At 72.1% G+C, this 12225-nt stretch carries 12 protein-coding genes; 8 read left to right on the plus strand and 4 right to left on the minus strand.

The features are described 5' to 3' along the window. Nucleotides 1–10 precede the first annotated feature (10 nt). The gene (locus ACFPCY_RS16545; protein WP_378256020.1) at nt 11–916 is read left to right on the plus strand and encodes an MBL fold metallo-hydrolase; all 906 of its coding nucleotides are present in this window, start codon (nt 11–13) and stop codon (nt 914–916) included. Between the two features lie 315 nt (nt 917–1231). Here the strand turns inward: ACFPCY_RS16545 and ACFPCY_RS16550 are convergent, their stop codons facing one another. Then, nucleotides 1232–1918, minus strand: a complete 687-nt coding sequence (locus tag ACFPCY_RS16550) for a Crp/Fnr family transcriptional regulator (RefSeq protein WP_026412280.1) — start codon at nt 1916–1918, stop codon at nt 1232–1234. Between the two features lie 649 nt (nt 1919–2567). Further along, nucleotides 2568–3923 (minus strand): rhodanese-like domain-containing protein, encoded by a 1356-nt coding sequence (locus ACFPCY_RS16555; protein ID WP_378256022.1) that lies wholly within the window; start codon nt 3921–3923, stop codon nt 2568–2570. Between the two features lie 169 nt (nt 3924–4092). On the opposite strand from ACFPCY_RS16555, the gene trxA reads away from it, so the two are divergent. From trxA to nth, 5 genes are all read left to right on the plus strand, one after another. After that, nucleotides 4093–4446: a thioredoxin gene (gene trxA / locus ACFPCY_RS16560; protein ID WP_378256024.1), complete on the plus strand. Its 354-nt coding sequence runs from the start codon at nt 4093–4095 to the stop codon at nt 4444–4446. Between the two features lie 244 nt (nt 4447–4690). After that, nucleotides 4691–6103: an MMPL family transporter gene (locus tag ACFPCY_RS16565; RefSeq protein WP_378256026.1), complete on the plus strand. Its 1413-nt coding sequence runs from the start codon at nt 4691–4693 to the stop codon at nt 6101–6103. After that, nucleotides 6061–6867, plus strand: a complete 807-nt coding sequence (locus tag ACFPCY_RS16570) for an MMPL family transporter (RefSeq protein ID WP_378256028.1) — start codon at nt 6061–6063, stop codon at nt 6865–6867. The genes ACFPCY_RS16565 and ACFPCY_RS16570 overlap by 43 nt, the downstream gene beginning before the upstream one ends. A gap of 45 nt (nt 6868–6912) precedes the next feature. Further along, nucleotides 6913–7179 (plus strand): metal-sensitive transcriptional regulator, encoded by a 267-nt coding sequence (locus tag ACFPCY_RS16575; RefSeq protein WP_378256030.1) that lies wholly within the window; start codon nt 6913–6915, stop codon nt 7177–7179. Between the two features lie 149 nt (nt 7180–7328). Next, entirely contained in the window at nt 7329–8087 is a 759-nt protein-coding gene (nth, locus tag ACFPCY_RS16580; RefSeq protein ID WP_378256032.1) for an endonuclease III, read from the plus strand. A gap of 256 nt (nt 8088–8343) precedes the next feature. On the opposite strand, the gene ACFPCY_RS16585 is transcribed toward nth, so the two are convergent. Continuing rightward, nucleotides 8344–8919: a TIGR03086 family metal-binding protein gene (locus tag ACFPCY_RS16585; protein WP_378256034.1), complete on the minus strand. Its 576-nt coding sequence runs from the start codon at nt 8917–8919 to the stop codon at nt 8344–8346. Nucleotides 8920–9478: 559 nt separating this feature from the next. Between ACFPCY_RS16585 and ACFPCY_RS16590 the strand changes: the two genes are divergently transcribed. Then, nucleotides 9479–10075, plus strand: a complete 597-nt coding sequence (locus ACFPCY_RS16590; RefSeq protein WP_378256036.1) for an NUDIX hydrolase — start codon at nt 9479–9481, stop codon at nt 10073–10075. A 196-nt stretch (nt 10076–10271) separates the two neighbouring features. Then, nucleotides 10272–11468 carry a MarP family serine protease gene (locus ACFPCY_RS16595; protein ID WP_378256039.1) on the plus strand — a complete coding sequence of 399 codons (1197 nt, stop codon included), beginning with the start codon at nt 10272–10274 and terminating at the stop codon, nt 11466–11468. A 262-nt stretch (nt 11469–11730) separates the two neighbouring features. Here ACFPCY_RS16595 and ACFPCY_RS16600 read toward each other — a convergent pair whose 3' ends face one another. Further along, a complete protein-coding gene (locus ACFPCY_RS16600; RefSeq protein ID WP_378256041.1) occupies nt 11731–12093 on the minus strand; it encodes a DUF309 domain-containing protein in 363 nt (120 codons plus the stop codon). Nucleotides 12094–12225: the final 132 nt, after the last annotated feature.

Below are 12225 nucleotides of genomic sequence, written 5' to 3' on the forward strand. Positions count from 1 at the left end.
GAACGTTCTGATGCCTGCGGCGCGGGCGCGGCTGATGTGGGCGCTCGGCACCCGCCTCGCCGGGACGTCCCTGCCGCGGCGGCTGGCCCGGCTCGGTGCCGGCCTCGGACGGTCGGGCAGGATGGAACGCGTGAGCGAGATCGACGGGACCGGCACGGAACGGGCGAGATGCGTGCTCGCCCCCAATCCGTCCCCCATGACCCTGGACGGCACGAACACCTGGATCGTCGGCGAGCCCGGCGCCGAGGAGGTCGTGGTCGTCGACCCCGGTCCGAAGGACCGGACGCACCTGGCCCGCGTCCTCGCCGAGGCCGAGGCGGGCGGACGGCGCGTCGGGCTCGTCCTGCTGACGCACGGGCACCCGGACCACTCGGCGGGCGCGGCGATGTTCGCCGGGATGGCCGGGAAGGACGTCCGGGTGCGGGCGCTCGACCCCCGGCACCGGCTCGGCGAGGAGGGCCTGGTCGAGGGCGACGTGGTCACGACCGGCGGGCTCGACCTGCGGATCATGGAGACGCCGGGCCACTCCGACGACTCGCTGACGTTCTGGCTGGCCGCCGACCGCTCGATCCTGACCGGCGACACCGTGCTCGGCTACGGATCGACGGTGCTGGAGGGGCGGCTGGGCGACTACCTGGCGTCCCTGGACCGGCTGCGCCGCTTCGCCGAGGACAACGAGGCCGTCGCCGTCCTGCCGGGCCACGGCCCCAAGCTGGACGACCCGCTCGGCGCGATCGACCACTACATCGCGCACCGGCGCGACCGGCTCGCCCAGGTCGAGGCGGCCGTCCGGGCGGGCGCCCGGACGGCCCGTGAGGTGGTGGAGATCGTCTACGCCGACGTGGACCGGAACCTGTGGCCCGCCGCGGAATGGTCCGTGCAGAGCCAGCTCGACTACCTGGCCGAACGCTCCTGACACCGACGCCCTGCGCGCGCAGTGCGAGCGCAGGGGCCGAAGCCCTTGCGCTCGCCGGGGGGCCGACTCGGAACGCTCGGGCTTCACGCAAGCCCGCCCCAAGCGTTCGCGCTCACGCGCAGTCGCTCGGAGCCTTTCGTGCTCGCGCGGGGCCGCTCCAAGCGGTTGCGCTCGCGCCGGATTGTTCGGAGCGAATGCGCTTGCGCAGGGTTGGTTGGAGCGTTCGCGCTTGCGCGGGTCGCTCGGAGCGTTCGCGCTCGCGCCGGGTTGCTGAAGGCGTTTCGCGCTTGCTGGGAGCGTCCGCGCTTGCGCGGGCTACTTGGAGCGCTTGCGGAGGCGCTCGATGTCGAGGATGACGACGGCGCGCGCCTCGATGCGCAGCCAGTTGCGCTGGGCGAAGTCGGCGAGGGCCTTGTTGACGGTCTCGCGGGACGCGCCGACGAGCTGGGCCAGCTCCTCCTGCGTCAGGTCGTGGTGGACGTGCAGCCCGGCCTCCGACGGCTGGCCGAAACGCTCGGCCAGGTCGAGCAGCGCCTTGGCGACGCGGCCCGGCACGTCGGTGAAGACCAGGTCGGCCATCACGTCGTTGGTCTTGCGGAGCCGCTGCGCGAGCGCGCGCAGCAGCTGCACCGCCACCTCGGGGTGGCCGGTCAGCCACGGCCGCAGGTCGTCGTGCCCGAGCCCGGCCAGGCGGCACTCGGTGACGGCGACCGCGCTGGCGGTGCGGGGCCGCGGGTCGAACAGCGACAGCTCACCGAACATCTCGGACGGACCGAGCACGCTCAGCAGGTTCTCGCGGCCGTCCGGCGCGGTCCGGGTGAGCTTGATCTTGCCCTCCAGGACGACGTACAGCCGGTCGCCGGTCTCCCCCTCGTTGAACAGCGTCTGACCGCGGGCGAGCCGCACCTCGGTCACGTTGGCGCGCAGCGCCTTGGCACCCTGTTCGTCCAGGGCCTCGAACAGCGGAGCCCTGCTCAGAACGTCCACGTCGCGGTCGGTCACGCTTCTCCTCCTCGAACACCCACATGCATAGTGTGACGTACGTCCCACCGCGTACGTGAAGGCAGGGTCCGCGGCGCGCCGAAACCGGGTCTTTCCGCGCCGTCCGCGACACCGTGAACGGCGGCGCTTCGGGCGGATCGTCCCGCAGCGGCGTCCAGTTGCCTGAACGTCTCCTGCGCACCCAGTGTACGGATCGCCGGGTGAATGCCGTCACAAAGGTACCGTTTCTGCTCTTCGGACGTGGTTACCCGCGAGTCACTCACTGTTCGCCAGAACCTCTTCCACCTGTCGCAGGGCCGTCATCCGCGGGGCCTGGACGAGCCACCAGGTGCTCCCGCCGGCTCCCGCGCGCGTACGGGACGCGATCGGAGCCGGGCGAGCCGCCTACCGAGACTTCGTAACCGTCCCTGTCACCGTCCCTGTGCTCGGCGATGATTTCCAGCATCTGGCGCAGAACGTCCGGTGACACCTCGGGCCACAGGCCGTCATAGCGCGAGGCCCGTCACAGCGGGGGCGGCCTGGTCGTCTGCGCAGCGACTAGCGCAGGGAACGGGTGATCCGGGCCTCTCTCACGCCGCCACGGCCTCTCTCGCCCCGCTACGGCCAGTCTCACGCTGCCCCGGGAAGGCTCACGCTGCTCCGGGAAGGCTCACGCTGCTACGGCCAGGCCCAGAGTGAGGGCCTCGGCGTACTCGTCGTCGATGGTGACGACGCGGCGTCCGGCGGCGTCGAGCAGGGACGCGGCGATCGAGGCGCGGTATCCGGTGCCGCAATGTACCCAGATCTCGCCCTCGGGCAGCTCGCCGATCCGCGCGGGCAGCTCGTGCAGCGGGACGTGGACGGCGTCCGGGATGTGCGACTCGTCCCACTCCTGGTCGCGGCGGACGTCGAGGACGGTCACCGGCCGGTGGCTGCGGACCGCCGCCAGCTCGGCGAACCCCGCCGTGGGGAACGAGCGCGGCCGCGCGCCGTCCGTCCAGTCGCCGGGCTTGCCCGTGGCCGCGGCGGCCGGACGGTCGATGCCGATGCGGACCAGCTCCCGCTGGGCTTCGGCGACGGCCTCGGGCGTCTCGGCGAGGAGCGTCAGCGGGGTGCCCCACGGGATCAGCCAGCCGAGGTAGGTGGCGAAGGATCCGTCCAGGCCGAAGTTGAGGGTTCCGGCGAGGTGTCCGGCGGCGAAGGCCGTCCGGGAGCGGAGGTCCACGATCCACTCGCCGTCGTCGATGCGGCGCCGCAGCTCGGCGGCGTCGGCGCGGCGGGGCGGGGACAGGTCGGGCGCGGCGGGTCCGGCGGCGTTGAGCGGGCTCATGTGGGCGTAGTAGGCGGGGAAGGCGTCCAGGCCGTCCAGGAGCGTGGCGACGTAGTCGTGCTCGCTCCGGGTCAGGACCGGGTTGCCGCGCTTCTCCGCGCCGATCGTCGAGGCCGTCGCCTTGCTCTGGGTCGCCGAGCAGAAGCTTCCGAAGCCGTGGGTGGGGTAGACCTCGGCGTCCTCGGGAAGCTCCGCGGCCAGCCGCCGGGCGGAGGCGTACTGGGCGTGGACGAGCGTCCGCGTGTGCTCCGGACCGAGCAGATCCGGCCTTCCGGTCGAGCCGTAGAGCAGGGAGCCGCCGGTGAAGACCGCGCGGTCGGCGCCGTCCGCCCGCAGGACGTAGGCCAGGTGCGTGTGCGTGTGGCCGGGCGTCGCGAGCGCGCGGACCGTCATGGCGTCGCCGACCGCGACCTCGTCGCCCTCCCGGACGGGCGTGCGCTCGAACGCGACGTCATCCTCGCCGTTGACGTGGTAGGACGCGCCGGTCGCGCGGGCGAGCGCGAGGCCGCCGGACACGTAGTCGTTGTGGATGTGCGTCTCGAACACGTGCGTGATCGTCAGCGACCGGCTCTCCGCGAGGGAGAGGACGCGGTCGATGTCGCGCTGCGGGTCGACGGCGAACGCCACCCGGCCGTCGGTGACCAGGTAGCTGCGGTCGCCCAGGCTCGGCGTGTCGATCGGAATGACTTCGATCATCGGTGGTTCCTCCTCGCATATACCCCAGGGGGTATTACGACCATACTCGACGTGGAGCGGTCGCGCGGGGGCGGGTTTCTGGGAGTCGGCCTGGGCGCAGGGTTGGGGAATGCGCGTCGGCGGCGGGCTGTTCGCATACCCGTAGGGGTATAGACGAAAGGTGGACGGCATGGCCACGGTGAACCTGACGACGGAGAACTTCACGGAGGTCCTGGAGGGCGACCGCATGGTGCTGGTCGACTTCTGGGCGGCCTGGTGCGGACCGTGCCGCATGTTCGCCCCGGTCTTCGAGAAGGCGTCGGACCGGCACCCCGAGATCGTCTTCGCCAAGGTCGACACCGAGGCGGAGCCGGAGCTCGCGGCGGCCTTCGAGATCCGCTCCATCCCGACGCTGATGATCGTCCGGGACCGGAACGTGATCTTCCAGCAGCCGGGCGCGCTGCCCGAGGACGTCCTGGAGGACCTGATCGGCCGGGCCGCCGCCCTGGACATGGCCGAGGTGGGCCGTCCGGCCGAGGGCTGACGCCGGGCCGAGCATGGACGCTCGACCGAGCATTGACGCCGGGCCGAGGTTCGTCTTCCTCACTCTGGCGTGATTCCTTCTCCGGAGCTCTTCTCACTTCTTTCGACGCCCGTCCCGCGGTCTCGCGGGGCGGGCGTTTCGCGTCTCGCGCCTCCGGCGACACGTATACCCCTGGGGGTATCGGGTACGCTTGTGGTCGAAGGTACCCCCTGGGGTATGTGAGTCGCTGGCGAAAGGGGGCCGAATGGCCACCGCACAAGGAAGGCGGAGCCGCGGAGGACGCGCGGCGGTGCCGCCCGGACGGCCAGGGCCGCTCGGACGGCTGGGAGGCTGGGCCGCCGGGCATTTCCGGCTGGTCGTCCTGGTCTGGGTCGGACTGGTCGTCGTGCTCGGCGCGTTCGCGCCGAAGGTGACCACCGCCCTGTCGGGCGCCGGATGGCAGGCGGACGGATCGGGATCCGTTCAGGTGCGCGAGCTGGCCGCCAAGCACTTCGGAGGCAACGCCTCCACGGCCCTCCAGGTCGTCGTCGCGGCGGACCGTCCGGTCACCGACCCCTCCGTCTCGTCCGTGATCGACCGGGCCGTGGCGGTGCTGAAGGCGGACGGCAGGATCGGCGACGTCGTCCGGCCGCAGCCCGGTGCGACCGTCAGCCCGGACGGGCGGACGGCGGTGATCCTCGCCGGTGCGGCGGCCGACCCCAACGAGATGGTGCGCGCCGCCGACGACCTGAAAGCGCCTCTGGCTGCGCTGGCATCGCCGGGCGTGAAGGTCGCGGCGACCGGCTCGTCGGTCATGTGGAGCGACTTCAACACCGCCAACCACGACGCGATGATGACGTCGGAGATGCTGTCCTGGCCGGTGACGCTGGCGATCCTCGTGCTGGCCTTCGGGTCGCTGGTCGCCGCCGGGCTGCCGCTGCTGCTGACCCTCGCGGGGCTCGCCGCCTCGGCGGGCTCGCTCGTGCTGCTCACCGCGCTCACGCCCGTCTCCATCTGGGCCATGAACTTCGCGATGATGTTCGCGCTGGCGCTCGGCATCGACTACGCGCTGTTCCTGGTCATGCGCTTCCGCGGAGCGCTCGCCCGGTCCGGGGCGGAGGACGCTCGGTCGAGGGCGGAGGGAGCGGTCGCCGAGACCATGGACACCGCCGGGAAGGCCGTCCTGCTGTCCGGGGTGACCGTCCTGGTGAGCCTGTCGGCCGTGATGCTCGTGCCGTCCCCGGCCTTCCGGTCCATGGCCGGGGGCGTGATGCTCGCCGTCGTCTTCGTCCTGGCGGCCACGCTCACGCTCCTGCCCGCCGCCCTCGGCCGGCTCGGGCACCGCGTCGACAAGGGCGCCCTGCCGTGGGTGGATACGGGCGAGCACCGCTCGCCGCGGTTCGCCGCCTGGGGACGGCTGCTGTGGCGCAGGCCCGCGCTGCTGGGGATCGCCGCCACGGCCGTGCTCGTCGCGCTGGCCGTGCCCGTGATCGGGCTGCGCACGGCCATGCCGTCCATCGACGTCGTCCCCTCGGACGCTTCCGCGCGGGTCGGTTCACGGCCGTCCAGCGAGCCTTCGGGGCCGGCGCTCCCGGTGCGCTCCAGATCGTCACGCCCGACGCGCGGGCCGCCGAGGTGCGGCGGACGCTGGCGGCCGATCCGGGCATCGCCGCCGTGATGCCGGGTGCGCCGTCCGCCGACGGATCCGCGCTCACGCTCATCCAGGCCGTGCCGAAGGACGACCCGTCCGCCCCGGCCCTCGCGGGGACCGTCGAGCGGCTGCGCGCCCACCTGCCGGACACCGCGCTGGTCGGCGGGGCCGCCGTGGAGAACCTCGACCTGAAGTCCCTGCTGGACCAGAAGACGCCGCTCGTGCTGGGCACCGTGCTGGGTCTCGGGTTCCTGCTCCTGCTGTTCGCGTTGCGCGCGCCGCTCATCGCCGCGCTGGGCACGCTCACCAGCCTGCTCTCGACCGCCGCCGCGTTCGGCGTCGCCCGGCTGGTCTTCCAGGACGGGCACGGCTCCGGCCTGCTCGGCTTCACCCCGCAGGGCTTCCTGGACGGCTGGGCGCCGGTGTTCTTCTTCGCCATGATCTTCGCGATCGCGATGGACTACACCGTCTTCCTGCTCGCCTCCGCCAAGGAGCACTACGAGCGGAGCGGCGATCCCCGCGAGGCCGCCGTCGGAGCCCTCGCTCACTCCGGCCGGGTCATCTTCGCCGCCGCGGGCGTCATGGTGGCGGTGTTCCTGACCTTCGCCCTGTCCGGCCCGCTTCCGCCGAAGGAGATGGGGCTCGTCCTGGGCGTCGCGGTCCTGCTGGACGCCTTCCTCGTCCGGCTCGTCCTGCTGCCCGTGCTGCTCCGCCTGACCGGGCACGCGGCCTGGGCCTGCCCCCGCCGGCTCGCCCGGATCCTGCCCGACGTCCGGTTCGCTCATGACTGATACCCGGGCGGGTATCATCGGAGGCGGACTCCCGGGAGGTCAGCAATGAAGGTCGACGAGGACGCGCAGCAGGCCGTGCTCAACCGGCTCCGCAGGGCGCAGGGGCAGCTCGCCGCGGTCATCACGATGATCGAGGCCGGCCGCGACTGCAAGGACGTCGTCACGCAGCTCGCCGCCGTCTCCCGCGCCCTCGACCGCGCCGGATTCAAGATCGTGGCGAGTGGCATGCGCCAGTGCCTGGCCAGCGCCGACGACCAGGCCCCGCCGATGTCGGTGGAGGAACTCGAAAAACTGTTCCTCGCCCTAGCCTGAAGCCCTCGCCGCCTGCTCCGCCACGCCCCACCCGCTCCGCCATCCCTCGACTGCGCCGCGCCGCGCGCCGGCCGTGTCCGACCGCGCGCCGGAGGCTCTCTCGCCGTGTGCCGGACACGGCGGGTTGGCGGAGCTTCTACGCTGGCGGTATGGCGACGGCTGACGGTAAGGCGACGCAGGCGGCTCAGAGGCAGAGGCGGAAGCGGTTCCAGGAGGAGACCCGGCTGGGGCTCGTCCGGCGGGCGCGGCGGATCAACCGCGAGCTGGCCGAGATCTACCCGGACGCGCACTGCGAGCTGAACTTCACCTCGCCCTACGAGCTGCTCATCGCGACCGTCCTGTCCGCGCAGACCACGGACAAGCGGGTCAACCTGACCACGCCCGAACTGTTCGCCAAGTATCCCACGCCCGAGGACCTCGCCGCCGCGAACCCCGAGGACGTCGAGGCGATCCTGAAGCCGACCGGGTTCTTTCGAGCCAAGACCAAGTCCGTCATGGGACTGTCGAGGGCGCTGGTCGAGCGCTTCGACGGCGAGGTCCCCGCCCGGCTGAAGGACCTGGTCACGCTGCCCGGCGTCGGCCGCAAGACCGCCAACGTCGTGCTCGGCAACGCCTTCGGCGTGCCGGGGATCACCGTGGACACCCACTTCGGCCGGCTCGCCCGCCGCTTCGGCTGGACGACGTCCGACGACCCGGTCAAGGTCGAGCAGGACGTCGCGGACCTCATCCCGCGCAAGGAGTGGACGATCCTCTCCCACCGCATGATCTGGCACGGTCGCCGCATCTGCCACTCGCAGCGTCCCGCCTGCGGCGCCTGCGCGATCGCGCCGCTGTGCCCGTCCTACGGCGAAGGACCCACCGACCCGAAGGTGGCCGCCAAACTAGTCCGCGACCGATCCTTCGCCTAACCCGCGCCCAGCGTTCCACGCACCCCTCTGCCCGCGCACCTCAGCTCCGCCAACCGCTGCGACGCGCAAACGGCGCCAAGCCACGCCACGGGTGGTTCGGAGCGCTTGCTCTGTTACGTGCGTGCCTGACCGTGGCTGGGTTGCACGCAGCGCGAGGGTCCCCATCCAGCTGCACAGGTCGTCAGCTGGGCCGTGCGGCGTGTGGATCACGGGCTGGCTGGTCTGCGCAGTGTCTGGGGCGGCGGCCGGGGTGGTGTCAGGGCGTCCAGTGGGGGTTGCGGCCTAGGTAGCGCATGAGGGCGGCTACCTCGTCGTCGCCGGATGTGGCCGGGAGGACGGGGGCGTAGGCGCCGAAGGCGCGGAGAGGCTCCACGATCTGCTGGGCGACCGGGAGCAGGTCGCGCGCGAGGGTGGGGGTCAGCGGGGAGGGTGCTCCGGCGGAACGCGCGATGTCCCAGGCGTGGACGGCGGCGTCGAGGGCGCACGCGCCGACGCCGAGTCCGGCGGGCATGTCGTTCGGCGGGACGGGGACGTGCACCTGCTCGGAGCTGGTCGCGACGCCCGCCCAGGCCTCGGCGGACACCTTGAGCGCGGGCTCCAGCAGGTCGCCGGGCGCGCCGTCCAGCACGCCGGACGGCGCGAACGGGTCGAAGGACGGTCCCGGACCGCCGGTGAGGAAGGCCGCGAAGGCGATCTGGTCGCCCGCCGCGTGCTGCAGCACCTGGGCGGCGGTCCAGTCCGTGCAGGGCGTCGGGGCGTCCCAGTCGGTGACGGCGTCCGCCGCGGCGCGCAGCGCGTCGTGGGACTGCGCCAGGATCGGCCAGTTGGTCATGTCATGCTCCTGCCGGTTCGGCTCTCCGGCCGAAACGATCAAGGCCGGTCAACGGGGTTTCTATCGCGAAATCCGCCGGTTGGGCAGTGGTTCGAGGTATCGAGTTGGCGACTCCGACCGGTGCATCGACGTCGAGACCTCCTTCGACGCCACCGACACCCGCTACCCCGCCCTCCTGAACGGCGCGGACGGCGCTTTTCCGCCGCATCCGCCGATGCGGTTTCGTTCCTGACGCCGCGCGAGTGCTCGGCTCTCGCCGGGTGAGGCTGGTGCGTGGCGGCGGCTGGTGCTGTGCCCGTATGAGGGGTTCGCGCCGGACGCCGCGCGAGTGCTTTCGGTGGGTGGGTGCGGGGTGGCGGGTGGGCGTGTCAGGGTTGGTGCGGCGGCTCGCTGGGAGACTCGCTGGAGACTCGTGATGGGTTTTCGGGTCGGGGACGCGTACCGGACGTCGGCGGTGGGAAGCATCTGGGCCGCTGACAGGTTGGGAGAAGATGTGATCGACGCCGCCGCCTCCTCGTACCCCGCTTGGCTGGACCGTTTCGTCCGGGAAGCCCCGCGGATGCCGGTTCCTGAGGGGATGCGGCCCGGCGCGAGTGCCCGCCGCGCGGCGGTGCTGATCCTTTTCGGCGAGGGTCCGGACGGCCCGGACGTGCTGCTCACCGAGCGCGCCGCGACCCTGTCCAAGCACGCCGGGCAGCCGGCGTTCCCCGGCGGACGCATCGACCCCGAGGACGACGGCCCGGTCGGCGCCGCTCTCCGCGAGGCGCAGGAGGAGGCCGGGGTCGAGCCGTCCGGCGTGGACGTCCTCGGCACGCTGCCCGAGCTGTACCTGTCCCACAGTGACCACCGGGTCACGCCGGTGGCGGGCTGGTGGCGCGAGCCGTCCGACATCGCGCCCGGCCACCCGGGCGAGGTCGCGACGGTCGCGCGCGTTCCGATCGCGGAGCTGGCCGACCCGGCGAACCGGCTGACCGTCCGGCATCCGACGGGGCTGCGCCTCGGGCCGGCGTTCCGGGTCCGCGGCATGCTCGTGTGGGGCTTCACGGCCGGCCTGCTCACCGCCGTCCTCACCGCGGGCGGCTGGGACCGTCCGTGGGACGCCGATCACATCGAGGACCTTCCCCCGGACGTCCTCTCCCTCTCGCTCCGCCGCTGACCGGCTGGTCACGCGGACGCCCGAAACCTCGTGTGCGGCGTCCGAAACCCCCGCGTGCGGCGACGAAACGGGCCACAGCGGGCCTCCGCGACGGCTCGTACGCGCGCGCCCATCGCTCCGGATGACTACACACGTCCGCTGAAACTGGTACAGCGAGGGGACGTGCGCAGGGGTGTTGTCGCTATACGGTGAAGCGGTGCTGGGCGACCACCTCTTGGATCTGATCCTGCTCGTGCTGATACTGCTGTTCGCGGTGTCGGGGTACCGGCAGGGCTTCATCGTCAGCCTGCTGAGCTTCGTCGGCTTCGTGGGCGGCGGCGTCGTGGGCGTCCTGATCGCGCCGCCGATCGCCGAGGCGACGGTGAGCGGAGCCGCTCAGCAGGCGCTGCTGGCCATCGTCATCGCGTTCCTCGCGGCCACCCTGGGGCAGTTGCTGGCGTCCTCGCTCGGCGCGGTGCTGCGCAACCGGGTGACGCACAACAACGCCCGCACGGCGGACGCGGTGGGCGGCGGTGTCGTGTCGGTCCTGTCCCTGCTCATCGTCGCGTGGTTCTTCGGGTCGCTGGTCGCCAACTCGGAGTTCAAGTCGGTGCGGACGCAGGTCAAGGGGTCGTCCATCATCCGCGGCGTCAACGACGTGATGCCGCAGGAGGCGCAGACCTGGTTCTCCTCCTTCCGCGGGTTCGTGGCCAGCAGCGAGTTCCCGCAGGTGTTCAACGGCCTCGGCGGCGAGTCGGTGGCGAAGGTCCCGCCGCCCAACGACGCCATCCTCAACACCGCGTCGCTGCGCGGGGCCAAGCAGTCCATCGTGAAGATCACCAGCACCGCGCCGGACTGCCAGCGCCGCATCGAGGGCACCGGATTCGTGTTCGCACCCGAGCGCGTCATGACCAACGCGCACGTGGTCGCGGGCGCGCGCGGCTTCTCCCGGATCGACTCGCTGGACGGCACGCACCACAACGGCAAGGTCGTCCTGTACGACCCGCAGCGTGACGTGGCCGTCCTGTACGTACCGGGGCTGAACGCCACGCCGCTGAAGTTCGCCGGTCCCGCGCGCGTACGAGACGACGCCATCATCGCCGGCTACCCCAAGAGCCATCCGTTCACCGCGCTCGCCGCCCGCATCCGCGCCCGGCAGATCTCCAAGGCCCCGGACATCTACCACTCGCCGCAGGTCACGCGCGAGATCTACGCCATCCGCGGCGACGTCGAGCAGGGCAACTCCGGCGGTCCGCTGCTCTCCACCGACGGACGCGTCTACGGCGTCATCTTCGCCGCCGCGCTCGACTCCCCGCAGACCGGCTACGCCCTCACCGCCAACGAGGTCGAGCCGGACGCGCGCGCGGCCGAGGGCGCGACCATCCCCGTCTCCACCGAAGGCTGCGCGGACTAGCGCGCTCGCGCCCAAGGCGCCCCCGAAGGCGGATCGCTAGCCCGGAGGGCCGTCCAGAGCAGGCGCAGTAGGCGGATCGCCAGGCCGCGAGGGGCCGCCTAGAGCAGTGCAGCTGGATCACTGGGCCGCGGAGGACGTCTGAAGCCGCGCAGGTGGATCGCTAGGTAGCAGGGCCGCCTGGAGCAGGTGCAGTAGGGGGATCGCTAGGCCGCGGGGGACGCCTGGAGCAGTGCAGGTGGATTGCAAGGCCGCGGGGTGCCGCCTAGAGCAGGCGGAGCTGGATGGGTGCGTCGAGGGGAAGCTCTTCGGCGAGCCCCCGAATATCGGACGTCAGCCTTGGGACGTCGATGCCGTGCGTAGCGTCGGCGTAGTCGCCATGGATCGCGTCTGCTGCGAAGTCGTCGAGCCGATCCGCCGCGCGAGAGAGAAGCGCCTGCGCGCCGCGCGGGTTGCCTCTGCGTAGGTGCGTGATGCCGACGGCTACCTGCGCTAGGCCACGCCACAGTTCGCGCTCGTTCTCGGGCGCCGTCTTCCAGACCGCTTCCAGCACCTCGTGCGCGTGAAACGGACGGTCCGCGTCGAGCAGCCGCTGTGCCTCCGCCAAGGCTTCGTCCGGCGGAAGCACGAAGTCGTCCGGCGTCGTAGGCACCCCCGAAGCGCCATGAGGCAGCGGACGCCCGTAAGCGTCCCGAGGACGCGCATTACGCGCCCGTCCTTCCTCATCCCGATCCCGCATCCGCGTCTCACGCTCCTGCCC

It is taken from the genome of Actinomadura gamaensis, assembly GCF_042652125.1.
GTDB classification, from domain to species: Bacteria; Actinomycetota; Actinomycetes; order Streptosporangiales; family Streptosporangiaceae; genus Spirillospora; species Spirillospora gamaensis.